Here is a 21335-nt window from a genome sequence, read left to right as displayed (position 1 = left end):
GTGACTCAAAATGTCTTTTGGTCCGACAACAGTTTCTGAGCTTGTTCCCTGAGACCTGCGAAAATTGGACCGGCGACTTTGTCGGGAAACTCTGTGGGTAGTAATGCGCTGACGGATTCGATGACGCTATCAGTGTTGGCTGCCGTTTCCTGCATTATGGCTGTAGCCCGCTTTGGCGAAAAGCCGGTGGCCTTTGCCGTTGACAGGAAATGTCGGGTAAGCATTCTGCTCCAATGATAGTGGCGACTGCGGCGTTTTAGCGACATGGCCATTTTGATCCTTGCCGGCGGCAAGCTTCCTTTTGCCATGAGTGGAAAGGCTGATATGACATCGTAGAGTGGCGTCATTCGGTAGGCCGATTCAGGCTCAATGAACAGGCTGAAGTTCTTTGCATGTCCGTCGATGGCGGCAAGTAGCCAGAACACTAGCTGGGTTTTGAAGAAGGTTTCCCGGTCGTGACGGGCATTCTGGGAGCCTTCCAGCAGCTTGATGCATTGCTGAATGCCGGGGCCGCCATCGCTTTCGTATTTAAGGGCGGGCGGGACTCCCAATGCCTGGCACAAATCTTCCTGCGGCAAGCGCATAAGCCACGAGCCATCGCTGGACCATTTCCGGTCAAAACGTTCAACAATCAGGATACTTTTGCGACCAAAGTGCGCAATGTCCGCATTGGCGGTGGGCAGTCCAAAGGCCTTCAGAATCTGGAGACAGAGCCACTCGTTTTCGCTGCTGTCGCGCAGATCTATGTTGCTGTGCTCCAGAAAACCAATCGGTAGTTTGAATATGTGGCTGGTGGGGGTTACTCCCTGTGGAAGTTGCCACTGGTTTTGGTGCCACAATAATGCGGTTTTTTCCTGCGCACCGGCCAGAGAAATGCGGAAATCGTGATCCTTGCTCATGCCCAGAGGGGCATCTTGGTAGCCCTCCAGAAGGTGTTCGATCTCTTGGTTGCTGAGTGGTATCGCTACGGTTTGTTCAGTGGATGGAAGCGTCGTCCCATTGGGATAGAGCTGGATGGCGCCTATGCAGTCTCTGTCAACGCTGGCGAGTAGATCGAATGGATGGTTGCTGGCGACACGAAATCGGGCCTGCATACGCGTTCGAAGGGTATCGGAATCTGGTAGCAGGTTATCGAAGAAGTTATACACCCTTTCGCCTTTGTAAGGCGAAAGGGTGAGCGGTAAAGATAGTGAAATGGCACGGGCACCAGGTCGGTTTACCCACTCCCGGAGATATTGAAAGGTCATTGCTCCTGAGCGAGCCTTTTCCAGGATACCAACTTCTATCCCGTTTAGCGCTACCAGTAGTTGTGACATTTCACCACTCCTGATCCCAACCGGACTCAGCTTGTTTTGAGTTGCGCTCACTCAAATGCAGTTCCAGGTCAAGGGCTGTAAGCAGTTTGAAAAGGGTTTCTACCCGGGATGCTTCCGGCCTGTTCTCAAATCCAGATATGGTCGCCTGCTTCACGCCAACACTATCCGCAACCGTGCTTTGGCTGAGTTGACGCTCTTTCCGGATATTCTTCAGGGCTTGCGCCAACATTTCTGGTGAAGTGATTTTCACGTCTATCCCCTGCAAAGGATTTTGTAAACATTATACCCTCGGGCGGATAAAGTCTATTTATCCTTTATCGGGGATAAGTTTTCAGAAGTTGGGCTTTCGGGTATTTGGTGGCCGGGAGGTGAGCTGCATTGTAGACTGTTGCGTATCCTGACGATAACAGACTTGCTCAACCGAAAGAAGGAAGACGCTTTGTCCATCAAATTGACTCAGTTCAGCCACGGTGCCGGATGTGGCTGCAAGATTGCTCCGGACGTTCTGGACCGCATCCTTCACACGGATGCCCCGGAATTTCACGATCCGCGACTGCTGGTGGGCAACAGCAGCCGCGATGATGCCGCAGTTGCCGATGTGGGTAACGGCCTTGGCATTATCAGTACCACCGATTTCTTTATGCCGGTTGTGGACGACCCGTTTGATTTCGGCCGCATTGCTGCCACCAACGCCATCAGTGACGTCTATGCTATGGGCGGAAAGCCGGTGATGGCCATCGCGATTCTGGGCTGGCCGGTCAATGAGCTGGAACCGGAAATTGCCGCCAAGGTGATCGATGGTGGGCGCGCAGTGTGTGCCGAGGCGGGTATTGCCCTGGCTGGTGGCCACAGCATTGACTCACCGGAGCCGATTTTCGGGCTGGCAGTAACCGGCCAGGTGGCTGTTGACCGTATTATCCGCAATGACACCGCCAAGGCGGGCGATCTGTTGTATCTCACCAAGCCACTGGGCGTTGGCATTCTCACCAGTGCTTCCAAGAAAGGTAAGGTTACCCCGGAAGATCTGGCCGTGGCGGTGGAGAGCATGGCGACCCTTAATAAGGTTGGGGAAGCGTTTGCCGAGGTGGACGGTGTCAATGCCATGACTGATGTCACTGGTTTTGGTCTTGCCGGGCATCTGTTGGAAATCTGCCGGGGTAGCGGGCTGAAGGCCACGGTTAGCCGCAAGGCCGTGCCGGTGCTGCCAAACCTGAAACCCTATATTGATGCCGATTGCATCCCTGGTGGTACCCACCGAAACGCTGCGGCCTTCGGCAAGGCGATTGCCGGTATGACCGACGCTGACAAACTGCTGTTCTGTGATCCGCAAACAAGCGGTGGTTTGATGGTCAGTGTTGCTGAAGCGAGTCGGGAGGCCTTTGAGGCCATCGCCCGAGAGCATGGGCTGGATCTGCAGCCTCTGGGGCGCCTGGAAGCCGCGGGCTCCGATGAAAGCCTGGTGTTTATCGAAGACTGAGCCCGGCGAAATATAAAGCCGCATCGGAATTGCTCCGCTGCGGCTTTTCTTTGTTTAAGCGTGGCCGTTACCGGAATACCAGCGGCAGAGCATTGAATCCGCCCGTAGGGAACATCGCCCGCTCAGGCGGTTCGCCTGCCACGGGTTCTATGGCGTCTACCTGCTTCAACAACTCTTCCATGAAAACTCTCAGTTCCATTCGCGCCAGCGGTGCGCCCGGGCAGATATGAATGCCAGCGCCGTAGAGCAGGTTCTTCGATGCGTTCTGGTGCGGGCAGAACTGGTCCGGGTTGCCGAAAGTATCTTCGTCCCGGTTGGCGGATGCCCAAAGAAGGGTGATTTTTTCGCCGGCGGGAATGGTTCTGCCGCTTATCTCGACCTCTCGGGTGGTTACTCGGCGGTTGGAAATGAGTGGGGCGTCCATTCGCAGGATTTCGTCAATGGCTTCGGGGAGCTGCTCTGGCGCGGTCTTAAGGTTGTTCAGCAACTCGTGGTGGTGGGCCAGATAGTTGGTCAGTATCGAGATGCTGGCGGAAATCGTGGCCAGTTCGCCGACCGTCCAGTTGCGCAATAGGCTGACGAGTTCTTCGTCGCTCATGGGTTTGCCGTTGACCTGCTCCCGCAGTAACCGGGTGGTGACATCGTCGGGCGCTTGGTCACCGGCCTGACGGCGGGTATCCAGCAGTTCCCGAATATAACCGTCGAACTCTTCCGCAACATCGGCCATGGCAGCACGGTCCCGGGCCAGGGTTGCCCGGTGATTCTTCATCACCCACTCGGCCAGTGGTTGATGCAGGCTGTCTGGCCAGCCCATAAACGCGCACTGAATCTGTAACGCAAAGGGGCGGCTAAGCGCGTTGACCACATCCAGCGGCTTGTTTTTGTCCAGGGTTTGTACCAGCGCCCGGGCCACCTTCCGGCATATCGGTTCAAAGCGCGCCATGGGCTCCGGCGCAAAATAGGGTTCGATGGCCTTGCGGTAGGGGGTATGTTCGGGCGGGTCCATGCCATTCGGTACGGACAGGTGGGCGGAGACGGCGTTGCTGAAGGTGTGGTGATCCTCCAGTACCTGCATGACATCGGCATGGCGAAACAACGTCCACTGCTGGTAATCACTCCAGGCCACCGGGCATTCCTTGCGCATGGCATCGTAGGCGCGGATCTGGTCCTTCTGAACCTCGGCTGATCTGGGATCCCAGTCTTCGTGGTGCTGCTCTGCCATACGGCCTCCTGATCTGTCGGTTAGCATTGGGGAAATGCTACCACCGGAGGCCGCTCTGCCTTTGGAGAAATATCAAGTCCTGATATTTGTAAAGGAAAGTGCTTATGGGTTTCGGGTAACGCCAATCACTTTCAGGTGGATGGGCTTACGACCTTTCATGGGCCATTCGATACTGCTGCCAATGCTCAGCCCCAGCATGGCGGCGCCGGCCGGTGCCAGTATCGAGACTTTGTGATCGGCGTCGCCTACCTCATGGGGGTATACCAACGCCACTTCGTGCTCCTCGCCGGTGTCTTCGTTCAGAAAGCGCACTCGGGAGTTCATGGTCACCACGCCCTCTGGCATGTCGGCCAGCGGTTTCATGTCGGCACGGCTGAGTTCGTCTTCCAGCCCATCGGCTACGTCAGACTGGCCGGCGACCCGCTCAAGCAAGGTGCTGAGGCGGTTGTAATCTTCTTCTGCAACAGTGATAGGTGGCAATTCAGCCATAGGAATCTCCAGGTAAACAATCGATTGTTGGTTAGGCGCTGAATCCGGACGGGAAGAGAGTGGATTCAGCGAAATCAGAGGCGGATGGCAGCCCTGCCGGTGTTCCCGAAGGAGGACCGCAGTGCCAGAGATATCGTGTAATTGCCTGAACGCAGAATGTTCACGGGAATTGCACTTCGCCTTTCGAGTTGAAGAAGCTCTGAATCTACCCCCGGGTGAGCAAAATGGCAACTGCGAACTTGCCGAAGATCTGTGCTAGTGTCTTGCACCTGTGAACGGGCTGGTGTCTGGTTGTCGGGAGGTGGTGATGCCAATGGTGGTTCAGGCTTTGATTCCTGTCTTCGTGCTGATCATGTTGGGCCATGGCTTGCGCCGCGTGGACTTTCCCGGAGGTGATTTCTGGCCCCGTGCGGAGCGCTTCACCTATTACGTACTGTTTCCTGCCATGCTGGTGTTCAAGCTTGGGCAGGCCCGGCTTCCTCCTTCCGCCTACGGTGATACGGCGATGCTGATTATCGCCATGCTGCTGGCGATGACGCTGGTGCTGGTCGCTGCGCAGTGGCTCTGGGGCTGGTCCGGTCCGGTGTTTTCATCGGTATACCAGGGTGCGATTCGTTTCAATTCCTACGTGGGCCTGGCCGCGGGTGGCATGCTCCTGGGGGATGATGGGCTCTCGCTCACGGCTATCGCCGTAGCCATTATGGTGCCGTTGTTGAACCTGCTGTGTATTCTGATGTTCGCTCTGGTAGCAGGGCGAGAGCAAATCAATCTGGCGGCGGTGATTCGGGCGATTGTCACCAACCCGTTGATCGTCGGTTCGGTCATTGGCGTGCTCTGGAGCTATTTTCAGGTAGGGTTTCATCCCTTGCTGGCGGGCATACTGGAGCCGTTGAGCAATCTGGCGCTGCCAATGGGGCTGATGTGCGTGGGAGCTGGTTTGCAGCTCAGTGCCCTGCGTGGTGGATCGGTACCGTTTATGGTGTCGTCGGCCCTGAAGCTGGTGGCGTTTCCGCTGATGACGGCGGGTCTGGCCTGGATGCTCGGGCTGGAGGGGCTGCTGGTGCAGGTGGCGGTGCTGCTGGCAGCCTTGCCTACCGCTACGTCGGCTTACATTCTGGCGCGCCAGCTTGGCGGGGACGCGCCGCTGATGGCAGGGATCATCAGCGGGCAAACCCTGTTGGCGATGGTCTCTATTCCGGTGCTACTGAGCCTGCTCTGGTAAGCACTTGAGAACCGCATCGGCCACAGATTGCTGAAACTCGATGTAGCCTGCCGGTGTCGATTCAATGTCGGTTGCCAGCGGGTCCCAGGTGCTGAAGGTGACGTTCAGTCCTTCGGTAATGGAACGCCACCACTGGCGGTTGAATTGGGGCTCGGTCAGCAGGCACGGGTGATTGGCAGCTTCGAGCTTGGCCTGAACATCGGCGATGTGTCGGGCGCCAGGGGAAAGTTCCGGGTTCAGGGTCAGAACGCCTTCCAGCGTCAGCCCATAGTGCTCGGCGTAGCGGGTAAAGGCATCGTGATAGGCGAACAGGCTGATGTCATCCAGGCCGGCAAAGCTCGCTCGAATACTCTGCTCTTTGTTGAGCAGTTCGGTTTGAAAACGCTCCAGGTTGGCATTCAGTTCCTCGGGGTTTACGCCCTCAAGTTCGCTCAGTACATTCCGGATGTCTTTCGCCATGTCCAGTGCCAGCATCGGGTCTACCCATATATGTGGGTCTTCGCCGTCGCCGTGATCGTGATGATGGGCGTCGGATTCGTGATCATGCCCATGCTCATCATGATGCTCGTCGTGCTCAGATTCTCCACCTTCGCTCTCCAGGAAAGCCACCGCCCGGCCGGCGAACTCCTTGCCACCGAGCAGACGGTTGAGGAAGGTTTCCATATCCGGGCCGACCCAGAAGATGACATCCGCTTGTTCCAGGGCACGCCGCTGAGAGGGCTTCATGCTGTAGTTATGAGGGCTGGAACCGGGTGGTACCAGTGTTGAGACCTCCACACTGTCACCCGCGACGGCTTTGACCAGAAGTTCAACAGGTTTAATGGACGCAACCACATTGGTAGCGGCGGCGGGTGTTGCGATAGCCAGGGCTGAGAGAGCAATGGCCAGGCGGGTGATTTTCTGCGGCATGGTATATCGAATCCTGCATGTGCGTGAAACGTTATAATATAACAATATTTGTCGTGGATGCAAAAGCCGCCCATGCGAAACCGCAGGATGGCCGCTATAATGCGCCCTTTATAAATCGGCCACTTATTTTCAGGATGGTTTCATGACAGTACGCACCCGAATTGCCCCGTCGCCCACCGGCGATCCACACGTTGGTACCGCCTACGTGGCCCTGTTTAACCTTTGCTTTGCCCGTCAGCACGGCGGCCAGTTCATTCTGCGCATCGAAGACACCGATCACGCCCGCAGTACCGCTGAATCCGAGCAGGACATTCTGACTGCGTTGCGTTGGCTGGGTCTGAATTGGGACGAGGGTCCCGATGTTGGCGGCCCCCACGGCCCGTATCGCCAGTCTGAGCGCAAGCACATGTATGGTCAGTATGCTGAGGATCTGGTCACCGCTGGCCATGCGTTCTATTGCTTCCGTACACCGGAAGAGCTGGATGCCATCCGCGAAGAGCGTAAGGCTCAGGGCCTGAATCCCGGCATCAAGGGCGATCTGGAGCTGCCGGAAGACGAGGTGAAGCGCCGTCTGGATGCGGGTGATCCGTACGTTATCCGCATGAAAGTGCCCGTTGAAGGCGTGTGTGAAATTCAGGATATGCTCCGGGGTACCATTGAGATCGATTGGGCCCAGGTGGACTGCCAGATTCTGTTGAAGTCTGATGGGATGCCCACCTATCACCTGGCCAACGTGGTTGATGACCATTTGATGGGCATTACCCACGTGCTGAGAGGTGAGGAATGGATCAATTCCGCGCCCAAGCACAAGCTGCTGTACCAGTACTTCGGCTGGGACATGCCAGAGTTGTGTCACCTGCCGCTGCTGCGCAACCCGGACAAGAGCAAGCTGTCGAAGCGCAAGAACCCGACCAGTATCAACTTTTACGAGCGTATGGGCTTCTTGCCAGAGGCTGTGACCAACTACCTGGGTCGTATGGGCTGGTCCATGCCGGACGAGCGTGAGAAATTCACTCTGGATGAGATGATCGAGAACTTTGATATCCAGCGCGTGTCCCTGGGTGGCCCCGTGTTTGACGTGGAAAAACTGCGTTGGCTCAACGGCCAGTGGATTCGTGAGGAGCTGAGCGACGAGCAGTTCATGGCGCGGATGCAACAGTGGTGGTTTAACCAGGACGACTTGAAAGCCCTGGTGCCCCATATCAAGGGTAGGGCAGAAGTGTTTTCCGATGTGGCGCCCATGGCCCAGTTCATGTTCAGCGGCATGCTGAACCTGAAGCCGGAGGACTTTGCCCATAACAAACTGGATGAAGGCCAGATCAAGCGCGTGCTGCAGTTTGCCCTCTGGAAGCTGGAAGCCCAGCGCCACTGGAGCAAGGACACCATCTTTGCCGACATCAAGGCGCTGGCGAAAGCCATGGACCTGAAGATGGGCGATTTCATGTTCTCGATCTTTGTGGCCATTGCCGGAACGCCTAATTCCTGGTCGGTGATGGACTCCATGGCGTTGCTGGGGCCGGACATGACCCGCTCTCGTTTGCGTCATGCCCTTGAGGTTATGGGCGGCTTTTCCAAGAAAGAAACCAAGAAAGTGGAGAAGGAATACGTCGCTCTGGGTGTTTGATGAGCGGTTTGTTGGTTAATTGAACGATGCGAACAGGGATGTTCAAAAAACTTTAAAAAAAGCGGAATCGGGTGTTGACGCCCCAAGGGCGGATCCTTAATATACGCATCCGTTGAGGGGCCATAGCTCAGCTGGGAGAGCGCAACACTGGCAGTGTTGAGGTCAGCGGTTCGATCCCGCTTGGCTCCACCAATTTCTAGTCCCCTTCGTCTAGTGGCCTAGGACTCCGCCCTTTCACGGCGGCAACAGGGGTTCGAACCCCCTAGGGGACGCCAATTAGGCTTGACGGTTTAGTCCACCGGATAGCCATCAAAAAAACCGCCTTCGGGCGGTTTTTTTGTGTCTGAACGAATGATCGGCGGGATTCGCGCCGTTTAGGGCGCCAATCCCGGGTGGCCGGTTCAGGCTCGTATGGCAATAGCGCCTTTGCCCACTCCCTCGTAGGCTTTTACCCGGATTTCCTCTCCGGAGAACTCCGCTTTCAGTTTGTCCGCAATGTGGGCGGCAATCAGCTCTACGGTTGTGTCCGTTTCCAGCATGTATACGCTGTGCTCAGGCAGTGTCAGGGCAAACTCCCCCTGGTTGGCCTCATATTCGAAGGTGATGTAGCCAATGCCATCCTCGCCCACGAATCGGCGAGCCACGTCTTCTTCTGTGCCTACATAGATATCCTGCCAGAGCTTCGCCCAGCGTTCTTCGAGGTCGTAGGCCCGGTGTCCGTTGCGGTCAATGCGGATCGGGGAGCGATGCCCATGGGCAATGCGCTGGCAGTTGCCCAGGTGCTTTTTCAGGCCGTGAACATAGTGGTAGTAGGCGCCTTCGATGACTTCTTCGCGCAGGTTGATGTCGACGGAGATGACATTGCCGGGCAGAACGGCTTTAAGCTCCTTTTCCAGCAGGGCGGCCACGGCAGACGGGACGACCCGGTCCGAGGACAGCCAGACAACGGCTTCGTCCGGCGAGCTATGCTCGATGTGACCGCCGCCAGAGAGTGCCCAGCGGAAAGTGTTGGGCGCGTCCTCGCTCCATTGCAGGCCTTGATATCCGCGGGGAATCACCAACCGGTGGTCCACGCGTTCGTCAATCACCCTTTTGATGGTGCGCTTGACGTTGCTGAAGTCAAAGACCATGCCCTGGTCGTCCAGTTCTCCTCCCAGCACCACATCGGCAATCCAGCTTTCGCCAACCAATCCTCGAGCGGGATCCAGATAGGCGAAATCAATCACAGTGAGGTTGTCGACAAAGAGATGGTTCATGAAGGGTCCGGCGTGGTCAGGTTGCATGATGGCGGAATTCTAGCAAAAATCGCTGCATTCAGCAGTTTCAGGGGGCGCATCATAAACGCGAATCATAGCATCAAGGATCCGCAGTTTCCGGCATTGGTGCTGGCAGCCGGCCAGGCGAGACGAATGGGGTGTTACAAGCAGGCTTTGAAGCTGCCAGGTGGCGGTTCATTGCTAGGGCACGCTATTGGTCAGGCGCGGCAGCTATCGGCGCAGACGTGGGTGGTTGCGGGCGCAGGCTTCCCTCTGGTGCGCTTTCGCTGCAATCGGCAACCGGCGCGCTGGGTGGTTAACGAGCGTTGGCGGGAGGGCTTGTCGACGTCGTTGATTGCCGGCCTGCAGGCACTTTCTCCCGCTGCTTTGGGTGTGTTTGTGCTGTTGGCAGACCAGCCCTTACTGGATACCGAAGGGCTCAGACGGCTGTCCGCAAACGCCCGGCGGAAGCCAGAGGTGCCCTGGGCAGCCAGTTATGGCAAGCGGGTAGGCGTGCCAGCCTGGATTCCGAAATCGCTCTGGGGAGATCTGTTATTGCTTAAGGGCGATGCGGGGGCGGGGGTAGTTCTGAACCGGGCCGGAACCCGTCCGGTTGAAATAGCCGGGGTGCAACAGGACGTTGACACCCCTCAGGACTGGCAGCAGGTCCGTGGGCAATTAGCCGAACAGGCCGGATAACCAGGCGATTCCTACGCTGAAAATACCCAGACTGATGGCCAAGCCAACGGTATAGATGCGCGAGTTGGCCGAGCGCTGCTGAGACACGTACAGATCGATGGTGCGCTGGGCAATGTCCTCGGCGGTCTCCCGGGAAATCTCGTGGGCCTGCTGAATGGCTTCTGACTGCAGGGTTTGCCAGAACTCGGTGTCGATGGTCTGTACGCTGGTGATGTGATCCTTCAACTCCGCCATGTGCTCGGAGGTGACCCCGGCGTTTTTGGAGAGTTCTTTTTTCAGGGAGGTAAGTTCGCGACCCAGGTTCAGGTTCACTTCGGCGGCCACTTCGTCGCGCAGGTTGCGGGTGCGTTCATCCAGCATCTTGCTGAGTGACTCCAGGCGCTCCTCAATGGTGGCTTCCTGCTTGCTGCGGGTTTCGTCCAGCGCACGCTTGAGGTGATCGAACTGCTCGTCGAAAAGGGAACTGAGCAGTTCATGCAGCCGGTTGTTGATATGAGTCTTGACCGCCGAGCGGGCAATCTGCTCAATCAGGTCGCTGGTCAGAGGCACCACATTCGGGGCGCTTTGGCCGTTCAGGCCGCTTTCTGCTTTTGGCGACAGTTGCACAGAGGCATCCTCCGGAAAGTCCATGGGTTCGTCATCTGACTCGCGCAGGTCATGGCCGTTCATTTCAACAGGTGCTTCTGGCACGTTCCCCTGCTCGACGTCACTGGCCAACTGCTCCAGCATCAGGTTGAGACCTTCGTTGTGAGGCGGCTTGGTAAGGATGTTGTAGACACCAAAGTTGCGCGCTTCCTCCATAAAGGAAGAGGATTTCTTGGAGGTACACATGATGATCGGAATGCCGGCCGTTTCCGGGTTGTTCTTGATGGCCTTGGTGGCTTCCACGCCATTCATGCCGGGCATCAGGTGATCCATAAAGATCACGTCTGGCCGGTCGTGGCTCTTCAGGAAATCCAGCGCTTCTTCTGCTGATCCCGCCATGTTCACTTCCATGTCCCGACTCTCGAGCAGTTTGCTTAGCGCAAACCTGGCAACTTTGGAGTCGTCCACCAGCAGAGCATTTTTGATTGCCATGTCACTACCTCAACCTGTTACTGCAAACGCGTGGGTGCTGCGACCGGGTGATTACCAGCCTTCCAGTTGCGGGCACTGGGTTGCCCGATAACTCTTTTCCCGATAACAGACACCGGGTTCCGTGGTGCGGGCGGTAAACACTTCGCCGGCCGCGGTTGTCAGGCGAACCTGTCCATAGGGTTCACCATGGCGGAAAGTGGCCTCGATGGAGCTGCCGTTAGGGTTGCGCAGCAGGCCTTTGCCGTGGAACTTGCCTTCCATGTACTGGCCATCGTATTTCTTTCCGTCAGCAAAGACTTCCGAGCCCTTGCCATGAAATTCGCCGTTGGAGAATTCGCCTTCGTAGGAGCGTCCGTCCGGGTAGGTGAGGGCGCCCTGGCCGTGGAATTCATCATTCCGAAAGCCGCCAACGTACAGCATGCCATCGGCGGTGGTCAGGGAACCATGGCCATTCATACGGCCCTGCTCCCAGTTTCCGGTCAATATGTCGCCGTTGGCCAGGGTAAGCGTGCCCTTGCCGTGGAACTGATCGTTCTGGAACTGGCCGGTATAAGTCGTGCCGTCTGCGGAGCGCCAGCGCCCCTCACCGTGCCGTTCGCCCCGTTTCCAGTCGCCCTCGTAGCGGCTTCCATCGGAGTACCAGGCGGTACCGGAACCATCAAACTCGGCGTCCACGAAGTGGCCTTCATAACGCAGGCCGGAGCTATCTTCCCAGGTGCCATCACCAGTGGTGATGCCGCCGCGCCATTCACCATTCCTGTAGTTTACGGTGGTGAAGGCTTCCAGTTTGCCGACCAGCGTGAGTTCGTCGCCGGCTTCCAGTGCCACTGAATTGCTCCAGGACTGGTATCCGGGCTTTTCGATGGTGATGTCATAGAGGCCGGGGTCCAGCTCCAGGTCCAGGCGGGTGGCGCCATAGGATTTACCGTTGATCGTAACCTGATCGCCCACCACGTTGGAGCGTAACACCAGGGTGCCGGTTTTCGGAGGCTCGGGCGCGGGTTTCGTCTCCGGCACGTCGCGTTGGGAACGCATAGCCGAAACTGGTTCGGCCATGGCCAGCATTTCCGGGTTTTCGGGCATTGGTTCAACGGTGAACGGTTCGCTGTTTGCTGCTGTTTCGGTCTGTTCGCCGGTGGCCGGAAGCGCGTTGTCGACGGGCTGCGGCGTCTCCGGAGTGTCTGCCAATGGTGTCTCGCGGGTATCAGCAAACAGCGGCTCTTCAGCCACAGGTGCGGGTGTTTCGGCTTCAATCCGGGTTGTGGGTGTTTTCGCGGCTGAGGTTTCCGGCGCGGTGGCATGCTCCACGGTTTGCGCCAGAGCCGGAGCTGTGGTGTCGGTGGTATCCAGATCCTTGCGAACCGATGCGAATCCGGCAGTAACCAGAAGCATGAGCGCAAGTGCATTGATGAACAGCAGCGGCCTGAAATCGACCATGACAAAACCTCTTGATCCAAGTGTTCCGGATGCTTTGTTATGGGTTCATCTTAACCACTGTCTGCAACGTTATGTAACAGAAAGTGTCTGAACTTGATCAGAATGCCGGTCGTATCACATTTTGTCCGGAAGCCGATCATGGTTAAGTTGCTCCCAGGACTTCATGTAAACATCGGCTTCATATTGATAGGGAGACCGGAACGGGGTCAGAACAAAATCGAATATCAGGAAAAAGGAGCCGATCGACAGCCAGGCGATCGTCAGGGTGCTGATGGTCGTGGCCTGTTCCTCCGGATTCGAGTTGACGAACTCCTGCAGCATCGGGATCAGGTCACCGGCCATGACTACCGGGTTGAAGCTGGCCAGGACAAAGGGCAGCCAGAAGGCAATGAAGATGGGGAAGAAGCCGTAAGACCACAGCACACGCCGTAACAGGTAGATAGCAACTTCCCGCCAGAATCGCTGTCGAATCTCGGGAACTTTGCGGATTCGCTCGAGATACTGGCGTCGTTCGGCCCACCAGGCGGCAACTTCAGGGGCGTCGATGTGGGATTTGTCTGGGCTGCGGTCTGTCATGGATTGGCAGGCTACCTTGTTGAGTCCGTTCCGTGCATGATATCCGATACTACGTGTTACCCTGTAATTCTCCAATTGTTCTATACACAGGATTTTTTAATGGCTGCAGTGACTGACAACGCAATCCATCCGGCTTTTGAGAAACTTCGCAGTCACCGGATCGGCACCCTGAACCTTGAGGTTGAGGAGTATCGCCATAAAAAGACCGGTGCACGCCATCTTCACCTGGCGGCGGATAACGACGAGAACGTATTCTTCGTTGCTTTGCGAACGTTCCCGATGGATTCGACCGGTGTCGCCCACATCCTGGAGCATACCGCCCTGTGCGGCAGTGAGCGTTACCCGGTGCGTGATCCGTTCTTCATGATGATTCGCCGCTCCCTGAACACTTTCATGAACGCGTTCACCAGCAGCGACTGGACTGCTTATCCCTTTGCCAGCATGAACCGCAAGGACTTCGATAATCTGCTGTCGGTGTACCTGGATTCCGTGTTCTTCTCCAAGCTGGACCCGCTGGATTTTGCACAGGAAGGTCATCGCCTGGAATTTGACAAGCCGGATGACCCATCCAGCGACCTGGTCTACCGGGGTGTGGTCTACAACGAGATGAAAGGGGCGATGAGTGCACCTACCTCCCAGCTCTGGCAGAACCTGACCAGCCATCTGTTCCCGACCACGACTTATCACTACAACAGCGGCGGCGAGCCGGACCATATTGTCGATCTGAGTTATGACGACCTGGTGAAGTTCTATCGCCACCACTACCACCCGAGCAATGCGATTTTTGCGACCTACGGCAATATCCCGGCCCGGGAACACCACGAGAAGTTTGAAGAGCTGGCGCTGAAACGGTTCGATCGGCTGGATATTGAACTGCCGGTGAAAGACGAGAAGCGCATGTTCGCGCCGGTCCGGGTAGAGCAGGGCTATGCGGTAAATGAAGGTGAGAGCACCGACAACAAGACCCACATTGTGATGGGGTGGTTGCTGGGCCACAGCTTCGACCTGCAGGAAAATCTTGAAGGCCAGTTATTGTCTGCCGTCTTGCTGGAAAACAGCGCATCGCCGTTGATGCGGGCGCTGGAAACCACAGACCTGGGCCATGCGCCGTCTCCCATGTGCGGGCTGGAGGATTCCAACCGGGAAATGACCTTCGTTTGCGGTATTGAGGGCAGCGAGCCGGAGCGCAGGGCGGATCTGGAACAGCTGATTGAGTCTACGCTGCAGAAGGTGGTGGATGACGGTGTCAGCCAGGAGCGCCTCGAGGCCATCCTGCATCAGTTGGAACTGCACCAGCGGGAGATTGCCGGAGACCAGTTCCCCTACGGCTTGCAACTGATCATGAGCGCGATTGCCCCCATGGTTCATGGTGGTGATCCGGTGGAACTGCTGGATCTCGAGCCGGTATTGGCGACATTGAGGGAAAAGATCAAGGATCCCGAGTATGTGCCCGGGCTGATCCGGCGCAAGTTGCTGGAGAACCCGCACCGGGTAACCCTGACTTTGCGCCCGGATGAAAAACTCGAAGGCCGTCGTCAGCAGGCCATCAAGGATGCCCTTGCCCGGCGCAAGGCGGAGCTGTCCGACGATGATATCAGCCATATTGTGCAGCGTGCTCAGGCACTGGAAGAGCGCCAGATGCGCAAGGATGATGATTCCATACTGCCCAAGGTTGGGCTGGATGATGTGCCGCTGCAGATGCCGGAGCCGGAGGGACGGTACGATGCCGAAACCGGTGCGACCGTTTATTCCCGAGGCACTAATGGCCTGGTGTATCAGCAGGTGGTGCTACCGCTGCCGGCTCTGAGCAAAGACGAACTGTTGCTGTTGCCTTATTACACCACTCTGATTTCCGAAGTGGGGTGTGGAGAGCTGGATTACTTGCAAATGCAGGATCGTATTTCTGCGGAATCTGGCGGCATCGGCGCTTCTTTTACTGCCAAGGGGCAGATTGATGATGTTCAGGCCATGACCGGCTATCTGATTTTCAGTGGCAAGGCGCTGAGCCGCAACAGCAAAGCGCTGACCCGTCTGCTGAAGGATGTCTACACCGGGGCCCGTTTTGACGAAAAAGAGCGTGTTCGTGAGATCATTGCCCAGATCCGGGCTCGCCGTGAGCAGGCGGTGACGGGCAGCGGGCATGCCCTGGCCATGGGCGCAGCGGCTCAGGGCGTCAGTTCCGGTGCCTGGTTGTCGTACCGTCTGGGTGGTCTGGCTGGAATTCGTGGTACCAAGGAGCTTGATCAGCAGCTCAAAGATGAAGCCGGCCTGGCCGATTTCTGTGGCAAGCTGGCCGCGCTGCACAACCGTATTCGCAGCCAGAACCGCCAGTTCCTGCTGATTGGTGAGGACGACCAGTTGTCGCCCATGCTGGATGAGTTGGGCACTTGCTGGAGCGGAGTGTCTGCAGAGGGTGAGGGTAACTGGTCCATGGAGCCGGTCAGCTACAACACCCGGGAGGCCTGGCTGACATCTACCCAGGTCAATTTCTGTGCCAAAGCCTACCCGACGGTTGCGGTGGATCATCCCGATGCGGCTGCGCTGACGGTACTGGGAGGCTTTCTCCGGAACGGTTATCTGCACCGGGCCATCCGTGAAAAAGGCGGGGCCTACGGTGGTGGCGCCGGCCAGGACAGCGTGAATGGTGTTTTCCGGTTCTTCTCCTATCGCGATCCACGCCTTGCGGAAACCCTGGATGACTTCGATGCAGCGCTGAACTGGTTGTACAGCGAAGCGCATGAGCACCAGGCTCTGGAAGAGGCTATCCTGGGTGTGATCGGCCAACTCGACCGCCCCCGCTCGCCAGCCGGAGCGGCTCGCCATGCTTACCACAACAGGCTGTTCGGGCGTACGCCGGAGCAGCGCGCACGTTTCCGTGAGAGGGTTCTTGGTGTCACTCTGGACGAGCTTAAGCGCGTGGCCAAGACCTGGCTTGCGCCTGAAAAGGCCAATGTGGCCGTGGTGACAAGCCCCGACAACCGTGCGGTTGTGGAAGGGCTTGGCATGGACATTCAGGAACTTTGATCTGACTGGCAGAGGGCCATTGGCTCTCTGCCGGGTTTCCTGCCTCAGCGGTGCCGCTTCAGGCCCGTTGTCACCATGATTCTGGTCGAGATTTCCTCAACGGAATACGCCGTAGTATTCAGATAGGGAATCCGCTCCCGCTTGTACATTAATTCGATTTCTTCAATCTCATGCATGCATTGTTGCAGCGACGAGTAGCGGGAGTTTGGCCGGCGCTCGTTACGAATGGTGGCAAGGCGTTCCGGTTCGATGGTCAGGCCAAACAGTTTTTCCTTATGGGGCCGGAGCGCGGCGGGCATCTTCTGGTCGTCCAGATCTTCTTCGGTAATCGGATAGTTGGCGGCCTTGATGCCATACTGCAGGGCCAGGTACAGGCAAGTGGGCGTTTTACCGCTGCGGGATGCTCCGATCAGAATCAGGTCGGCCTCGTCGTAATGCCGGGTGCGGGCACCGTCGTCATTGTCCAGCGCAAAGTTGACTGCGTGGATCCGACGCTCGTAGCTGCCCGCGTTATTGATGGAGTGGGATTTGCCTACGGAGTAGGAGGACGACGAGTTGAGTTCCTGCTCCAGAGGGTTCAGGAAGGTTCCGAAGATATCTACCATAAAGCCGTCGGCCCGGCTGATGATTTCCCTGATGCCGCCATTAACGATGGTGTCGAATACCAGCGGCCGTTCCCCATCGATTTCCGACGCTTTGTTGATGCGGCTGACAAGATCCCGGGCCTTCTCCTCATCGTCGATATAGGGCACGGTAACCCGCTCAAACTCGATTTTTTCAAACTGCGCCAAAAGGGCATGGCCGAGCGCTTCTGCCGTAAGGCCAGTGCCATCAGAGATAAAAAACGCCGTTCTTTTCATGGTCGTATCCGGTCTGGTTTGAACTTGTTCCCGGGAGTCTTTGGTTGCCTCCCTAGGTAATTTCCGCAGCTTACAGTATCATACACGCCAGATTCGAGACTCCGCGCTACACAGACTCAAGGGAGACACGCTTTGGAAGATTACATTATCTGGTTTGACCACCTGGGAATGTCCGACGTAGACCGGGTTGGAGGCAAGAATGCCTCCCTCGGTGAAATGATCAGTAATCTCGCCAATGCTGGTGTTACCGTCCCTGGCGGTTTCGCTACCACTGCTCATGCTTACCGTGAATTCCTGGCCACCGACGGCCTGAAAGACCGCATTGACGAAGCCCTGGATGCCCTGGATGTCAACGACGTTAACGAACTGGCGCGGGTTGGCTCCCAGATTCGCCAGTGGGTAATCGACACCGCGTTTCCGGAAGTTCTGGATAACGCCTTGAAAGAAGCCTATGCCAAGCTTCAGGCCGGTAACGATCAGATGGCTGTCGCGGTGCGTTCCTCCGCCACCGCCGAGGATCTTCCTGATGCCTCTTTCGCCGGCCAGCAGGAAACTTTCCTGAACGTGGTGGGACTGGAGCAGGTTCGTACCTCGGTGAAGGAGGTGTTTGCCTCCCTGTTTAATGACCGGGCGATCTCCTATCGCGTGCACCATGGTTTCGATCACAAGCTGGTAGCGTTGTCTGCCGGTATCCAGAAGATGGTTCGCAGTGAAACCGCTTCCAGCGGTGTTATGTTCACCCTGGATACCGAGTCCGGTTTCCGCGATGTGGTGTTTATTACCTCCTCATACGGCCTCGGTGAAACTGTGGTGCAGGGTGCCGTAAACCCTGACGAATTCTACGTACACAAACCGACCCTGGAAGCCGGACGTCCGTCGGTATTGCGCCGTAACCTCGGCAGCAAGGCCATCAAGATGGTTTACCATTCCGAACCGGGTGAGGGTAAGTTTGTTGAAACCGTGAAGGTGGAGCAGGAAGACCGTAATCGTTTTTCCATCACCGATGCGGAAGTGGAAGAACTGGCCAAGCAGGCCATGATCATTGAAAAGCATTACCAGCGCCCGATGGATATTGAGTGGGCTAAAGATGGTGATGACGGCAAGATCTACATCGTTCAGGCCCGGCCGGAAACGGTCAAGAGCCGCGCAGCTGCCAATGTGATGGAACGTTATCTGCTGAAGGAAACCGGCAAAGTGCTGGTGGAAGGTCGCAGTATCGGCCACAAGATCGGCAGTGGCCCGGTGAAGATCATCACCAGCATTAACGAAATGGACCGGGTACAGGCTGGCGACGTGCTGGTTACCGATATGACCGACCCGGACTGGGAGCCGGTGATGAAGCGGGCTTCCGCCATTGTTACCGACCGTGGCGGCCGTACCTGCCATGCGGCCATTATTGCCCGGGAGTTGGGTATTCCGGCGGTTGTGGGCTGTGGCGATGCCACCGAGGTGCTCAAGGATGGTCAGGACGTGACCGTCTCCTGCGCCGAAGGTGACACCGGTATGATCTACGAGGGTGCTCTGGACTTCGAGCTGCGTGAGAATACCGTGGACTCCATGCCCAACATTCCGTTCAAGATCATGATGAACGTGGGTAACCCCGACCGAGCCTTTGACTTCCAGGCGCTGCCCAATGAAGGTGTGGGCCTGGCCCGCCTTGAGTTCATCATTAACCGGATGATCGGCGTGCACCCGAAAGCGCTGTTGAACTTTGACGGTCTGCCCCGTGACATCAAACAGACCGTGGAAAAGCGCATTTCCGGCTATGCCTCACCGGTGGATTTCTACGTGGACAAGCTGGTGGAAGGCATTTCCACCCTGGCAGCGGCGTTCGCTCCGAAGAAAGTGATTGTGCGTTTGTCCGACTTCAAATCCAATGAGTACGCCAATCTGATTGGCGGCACTCTGTACGAGCCGGACGAAGAGAACCCGATGCTGGGCTTCCGCGGAGCGTCGCGCTATATCTCCGATACCTTCCGCGACTGTTTCGAGCTTGAGTGTCGGGCTCTGAAGAAAGTCCGCAATGAAATGGGCCTGACCAACGTTGAAGTGATGGTGCCGTTCGTACGGACTGTCGGCGAAGCTGAGCAGGTGGTGAATCTGCTGGCGGAAAACGGCCTGAAGCGTGGTGAGAACGGCCTGCGGGTCATCATGATGTGTGAACTGCCGGCCAATGCCATTCTGGCGGAGCAGTTCCTGGAGCACTTTGATGGCTTCTCCATTGGTTCCAACGATCTGACTCAGCTGACGCTCGGTCTGGACAGGGATTCTGGCATCATTGCCCACCTGTTCGATGAGCGTAACGATGCGGTAAAGGCGCTCTTGTCCAACGCTATCCAGGCCTGCAAGAAAACCGGTAAGTATATTGGCATCTGTGGTCAGGGCCCGTCAGATCATCCGGATCTGGCCAAGTGGCTGATGGATGAGGGCATTGATACTGTGTCTCTGAACCCGGATTCGGTACTCGATACCTGGTTCTTCCTGGCCGACGAGAAGATCGACTGATCACCAACACTTGGGAAAAGGAGAGCGACAACGTGAGCAAGATTATTACTCCGGATCTGTGTGACGAATTTCCGGAAGTGCAGGTGGTCGAACCTGGCTTCAATAATTACGGTGGCGTGCGCCAGTTCGGCGGTGAGATCGTGACCGTGAAGTGTTTTGAAGACAACTCAGTGGTGAAAGAGCAGGTTGGGCTGCCCGGGAACGGCCGCGTGATGGTGGTTGACGGTGGCGCGTCCAAGCGCAATGCCCTGCTGGGGGATATGCTGGCCGAGAAAGCCGCGGAAAACGGCTGGGCTGGCCTGATCATCTATGGCTGCATCCGTGATGTAGATGAGATTGGACAGACTAATCTGGGCGTTCAGGCCCTGGGTACCGTACCGCGCAAGACTGAAAAGCGTGGTATCGGTGATCTGAATATCCCGGTGACCTTCCACGGTGTGACGTTCAAGCCCGGGCAGTACGTGTATGCCGATAACAATGGCATCATCGTCTCCGAGAAGCCGCTGGTTTAAGCCGCGGCCTCGGCACAGACAAAAACGGCGGCCTTTGGGCCGCCGTTTTTTATTGGGTTACTTCTATGATGTTGATCCCGAGCAGATAACCATCACCATCAGGCTCACAACGCACCACCTCGCCGAGCGTCTCCAGGGGCGGGAACTGATCTCCAGCGGACTCCATTCGGGTTCTCAGCTCCTCGCCAATCCTGAACGGTCGTTCCACTGCTGCTTGCATACCGGCGGCACTGAGATCCCGGCAGATACCGGTGTGGATTTCACCATCGTTGCCGATAATCGTGATGGTGCTGTTCACCTGCATACGATGGAAGTCGCGCTTCTCAGAGTAATCTTTCATCACCTTTACGCCCAGTTGTCGGTTTTTCTTGTCGGTTTGAGCATGGGAATGATCAGGGCCAGCAGTACGCCGCCAAACACGAGGCCCGCGCCCAGAAGCATGAAATCAGATTCTTTGCTGGCCTCAAGACGCTCATTTTCCGCTGTCAGTACTTCCAGATCATTCCGCAGTTTCTGGTTTTCTTCGCGCAATTCACGGTTACGACGCTCAAGATTGATGGAGTCAGCGGCAATATTCTTGATGCGTTGTAGTTCAGTTTGCAGGTCTTCCGCCCGATTGGAAAGATTATTCTCGGCATTCTGCAGAGAATTTCGTTCTTCGGTAACGGCGGCCAGTTGCTGACGAGCTTCAGCCAGCTCAGATTGGGTTTCGTCCAGTTGACGACTGACCCGACGAAGCTGATCAGCTGCGATCGGTTCGTTGCTCAGGTATTGGCTCGCAACCCAGCCTTCCGTCCCTTTCGGCGTGCGTACGCGGGTGTAATTGTCACCGGTTTCCAGCACTTCCAGTGGCGTCCCACTGGGGAGGGCATTTTCGATGATACGGTACTGCGTGCCGGCGCCCGAGCGCACAGGCAGGTAGAGTTGATCATCGACCCAGACGGTGCGCGCCTGCGCAACGGAAACGGAGCTGACAATAAGCACAAGGCTGAAAAGGAGACGGAGCGGTGTCACGGAGTACGTTCCCTGATAGTGATATTACTGATGATTTAAACCCGCAATTCTGTCATAAGGTGGCCGCTATTCAAGCACCTCAGCGTTACAATCCGCTCATGCTGGCGGCCGCTTTG

General features: G+C 56.9%; 19 protein-coding genes and 2 tRNA genes. 9 read left to right on the top strand and 12 right to left on the bottom strand.

Features of this window, described 5'->3' with window-relative positions:
- Positions 1 to 5 precede the first annotated feature (5 nt).
- Positions 6 to 1316 (bottom strand): type II toxin-antitoxin system HipA family toxin, encoded by a 1311-nt coding sequence (locus JIF53_RS07905; protein ID WP_199452201.1) that lies wholly within the window; start codon positions 1314 to 1316, stop codon positions 6 to 8.
- A 1-nt stretch (position 1317) separates the two neighbouring features.
- Complete coding sequence (locus tag JIF53_RS07900) at positions 1318 to 1566, bottom strand: helix-turn-helix domain-containing protein (RefSeq protein ID WP_199452200.1); 249 nt, start codon at positions 1564 to 1566, stop codon at positions 1318 to 1320.
- Positions 1567 to 1755: 189 nt separating this feature from the next.
- Here JIF53_RS07900 and selD point away from each other — a divergent pair, with 189 nt between their 5' ends.
- On the top strand, positions 1756 to 2793 hold the full coding sequence (selD, locus tag JIF53_RS07895) for a selenide, water dikinase SelD (RefSeq protein WP_199452199.1): 1038 nt from the start codon (positions 1756 to 1758) through the stop codon (positions 2791 to 2793).
- Positions 2794 to 2860: 67 nt separating this feature from the next.
- Here the strand turns inward: selD and JIF53_RS07890 are convergent, their stop codons facing one another.
- Positions 2861 to 4015 carry a cytochrome P450 gene (locus tag JIF53_RS07890; protein WP_199452198.1) on the bottom strand — a complete coding sequence of 385 codons (1155 nt, stop codon included), beginning with the start codon at positions 4013 to 4015 and terminating at the stop codon, positions 2861 to 2863.
- A 102-nt stretch (positions 4016 to 4117) separates the two neighbouring features.
- On the bottom strand, positions 4118 to 4504 hold the full coding sequence (gene rnk, locus JIF53_RS07885; protein ID WP_014421109.1) for a nucleoside diphosphate kinase regulator: 387 nt from the start codon (positions 4502 to 4504) through the stop codon (positions 4118 to 4120).
- 307 nt (positions 4505 to 4811) lie between these two features.
- On the opposite strand from rnk, the gene JIF53_RS07880 reads away from it, so the two are divergent.
- Positions 4812 to 5726, top strand: a complete 915-nt coding sequence (locus JIF53_RS07880; RefSeq protein ID WP_199452197.1) for an AEC family transporter — start codon at positions 4812 to 4814, stop codon at positions 5724 to 5726.
- Here JIF53_RS07880 and JIF53_RS07875 read toward each other — a convergent pair.
- Positions 5706 to 6635, bottom strand: coding sequence for a zinc ABC transporter substrate-binding protein (locus JIF53_RS07875; RefSeq protein WP_199452196.1), 930 nt, complete (start codon positions 6633 to 6635; stop codon positions 5706 to 5708). The genes JIF53_RS07880 and JIF53_RS07875 overlap by 21 nt on opposite strands.
- A 142-nt stretch (positions 6636 to 6777) precedes the next feature.
- Here JIF53_RS07875 and gltX point away from each other — a divergent pair, with 142 nt between their 5' ends.
- From gltX to JIF53_RS07860, 3 genes are all read left to right on the top strand, one after another.
- Positions 6778 to 8259: a glutamate--tRNA ligase gene (gltX, locus tag JIF53_RS07870; protein ID WP_199452195.1), complete on the top strand. Its 1482-nt coding sequence runs from the start codon at positions 6778 to 6780 to the stop codon at positions 8257 to 8259.
- 116 nt (positions 8260 to 8375) lie between these two features.
- A tRNA-Ala gene (locus tag JIF53_RS07865) sits at positions 8376 to 8451 on the top strand.
- A gap of 7 nt (positions 8452 to 8458) precedes the next feature.
- Positions 8459 to 8534 (top strand) — tRNA-Glu (locus tag JIF53_RS07860).
- 126 nt (positions 8535 to 8660) lie between these two features.
- Here the strand turns inward: JIF53_RS07860 and JIF53_RS07855 are convergent.
- Positions 8661 to 9515, bottom strand: coding sequence for a 6-carboxytetrahydropterin synthase (locus JIF53_RS07855; protein WP_199452194.1), 855 nt, complete (start codon positions 9513 to 9515; stop codon positions 8661 to 8663).
- Between JIF53_RS07855 and JIF53_RS07850 the strand changes: the two genes are divergently transcribed.
- Positions 9507 to 10214 (top strand): nucleotidyltransferase family protein, encoded by a 708-nt coding sequence (locus JIF53_RS07850; RefSeq protein ID WP_228285502.1) that lies wholly within the window; start codon positions 9507 to 9509, stop codon positions 10212 to 10214. The two genes, JIF53_RS07855 and JIF53_RS07850, sit on opposite strands and share 9 nt — an antisense overlap.
- Here JIF53_RS07850 and JIF53_RS07845 read toward each other — a convergent pair.
- The 3 genes from JIF53_RS07845 to JIF53_RS07835 all read right to left on the bottom strand — a co-directional run bounded on the left by JIF53_RS07845 (position 10194) and on the right by JIF53_RS07835 (position 13304).
- A complete protein-coding gene (locus JIF53_RS07845; protein WP_199452193.1) occupies positions 10194 to 11291 on the bottom strand; it encodes a response regulator in 1098 nt (365 codons plus the stop codon). The genes JIF53_RS07850 and JIF53_RS07845 overlap by 21 nt on opposite strands.
- Before the next feature lie 51 nt (positions 11292 to 11342).
- Entirely contained in the window at positions 11343 to 12728 is a 1386-nt protein-coding gene (locus JIF53_RS07840; protein WP_199452192.1) for an MORN repeat-containing protein, read from the bottom strand.
- 114 nt (positions 12729 to 12842) lie between these two features.
- Positions 12843 to 13304 carry a hypothetical protein gene (locus JIF53_RS07835; RefSeq protein ID WP_023010480.1) on the bottom strand — a complete coding sequence of 154 codons (462 nt, stop codon included), beginning with the start codon at positions 13302 to 13304 and terminating at the stop codon, positions 12843 to 12845.
- 99 nt (positions 13305 to 13403) lie between these two features.
- On the opposite strand from JIF53_RS07835, the gene JIF53_RS07830 reads away from it, so the two are divergent.
- The gene (locus JIF53_RS07830; protein ID WP_199452191.1) at positions 13404 to 16328 is read left to right on the top strand and encodes an insulinase family protein; all 2925 of its coding nucleotides are present in this window, start codon (positions 13404 to 13406) and stop codon (positions 16326 to 16328) included.
- Between the two features lie 44 nt (positions 16329 to 16372).
- On the opposite strand, the gene JIF53_RS07825 is transcribed toward JIF53_RS07830, so the two are convergent.
- Positions 16373 to 17188 (bottom strand): pyruvate, water dikinase regulatory protein, encoded by an 816-nt coding sequence (locus tag JIF53_RS07825; protein WP_011785359.1) that lies wholly within the window; start codon positions 17186 to 17188, stop codon positions 16373 to 16375.
- Positions 17189 to 17320: 132 nt separating this feature from the next.
- On the opposite strand from JIF53_RS07825, the gene ppsA reads away from it, so the two are divergent.
- Positions 17321 to 19693 (top strand): phosphoenolpyruvate synthase, encoded by a 2373-nt coding sequence (gene ppsA / locus JIF53_RS07820; protein WP_014421120.1) that lies wholly within the window; start codon positions 17321 to 17323, stop codon positions 19691 to 19693.
- Positions 19694 to 19725: 32 nt separating this feature from the next.
- A complete protein-coding gene (gene rraA, locus JIF53_RS07815) occupies positions 19726 to 20205 on the top strand; it encodes a ribonuclease E activity regulator RraA (RefSeq protein WP_023009926.1) in 480 nt (159 codons plus the stop codon).
- Positions 20206 to 20254: 49 nt separating this feature from the next.
- Here the strand turns inward: rraA and JIF53_RS07810 are convergent, their stop codons facing one another.
- Both JIF53_RS07810 and JIF53_RS07805 read right to left on the bottom strand, forming a co-directional pair.
- A complete protein-coding gene (locus JIF53_RS07810; protein WP_153740329.1) occupies positions 20255 to 20545 on the bottom strand; it encodes a PilZ domain-containing protein in 291 nt (96 codons plus the stop codon).
- A 5-nt stretch (positions 20546 to 20550) separates the two neighbouring features.
- Positions 20551 to 21219 carry a TIGR04211 family SH3 domain-containing protein gene (locus JIF53_RS07805; RefSeq protein ID WP_199452190.1) on the bottom strand — a complete coding sequence of 223 codons (669 nt, stop codon included), beginning with the start codon at positions 21217 to 21219 and terminating at the stop codon, positions 20551 to 20553.
- Positions 21220 to 21335: the final 116 nt, after the last annotated feature.

The sequence above is a fragment of the Marinobacter sp. bablab_jr008 genome (assembly GCF_016464145.1).
Lineage (GTDB): Bacteria > Pseudomonadota > Gammaproteobacteria > Pseudomonadales > Oleiphilaceae > Marinobacter > Marinobacter nauticus.
The sequence above is the reverse complement of the archived record's forward strand: the minus strand, read 5'-3'. Positions and strand labels throughout refer to the sequence as shown.

Coding starts and splice junctions, on each gene's coding strand:
- JIF53_RS07905 (WP_199452201.1), bottom strand. CDS start 1,316: ATGTCACAACTACTGGTAGCGCTAAACGGGATAGAAGTTGGTATCCTG.
- JIF53_RS07890 (WP_199452198.1), bottom strand. CDS start 4,015: ATGGCAGAGCAGCACCACGAAGACTGGGATCCCAGATCAGCCGAGGTT.
- rnk (WP_014421109.1), bottom strand. CDS start 4,504: ATGGCTGAATTGCCACCTATCACTGTTGCAGAAGAAGATTACAACCGC.
- JIF53_RS07880 (WP_199452197.1), top strand. CDS start 4,812: ATGCCAATGGTGGTTCAGGCTTTGATTCCTGTCTTCGTGCTGATCATG.
- JIF53_RS07875 (WP_199452196.1), bottom strand. CDS start 6,635: ATGCCGCAGAAAATCACCCGCCTGGCCATTGCTCTCTCAGCCCTGGCT.
- gltX (WP_199452195.1), top strand. CDS start 6,778: ATGACAGTACGCACCCGAATTGCCCCGTCGCCCACCGGCGATCCACAC.
- JIF53_RS07850 (WP_228285502.1), top strand. CDS start 9,507: ATGGTTCATGAAGGGTCCGGCGTGGTCAGGTTGCATGATGGCGGAATT.
- JIF53_RS07855 (WP_199452194.1), bottom strand. CDS start 9,515: ATGAACCATCTCTTTGTCGACAACCTCACTGTGATTGATTTCGCCTAT.
- JIF53_RS07845 (WP_199452193.1), bottom strand. CDS start 11,291: ATGGCAATCAAAAATGCTCTGCTGGTGGACGACTCCAAAGTTGCCAGG.
- JIF53_RS07840 (WP_199452192.1), bottom strand. CDS start 12,728: ATGGTCGATTTCAGGCCGCTGCTGTTCATCAATGCACTTGCGCTCATG.
- JIF53_RS07835 (WP_023010480.1), bottom strand. CDS start 13,304: ATGACAGACCGCAGCCCAGACAAATCCCACATCGACGCCCCTGAAGTT.
- JIF53_RS07830 (WP_199452191.1), top strand. CDS start 13,404: ATGGCTGCAGTGACTGACAACGCAATCCATCCGGCTTTTGAGAAACTT.
- JIF53_RS07825 (WP_011785359.1), bottom strand. CDS start 17,188: ATGAAAAGAACGGCGTTTTTTATCTCTGATGGCACTGGCCTTACGGCA.
- JIF53_RS07810 (WP_153740329.1), bottom strand. CDS start 20,545: ATGAAAGATTACTCTGAGAAGCGCGACTTCCATCGTATGCAGGTGAAC.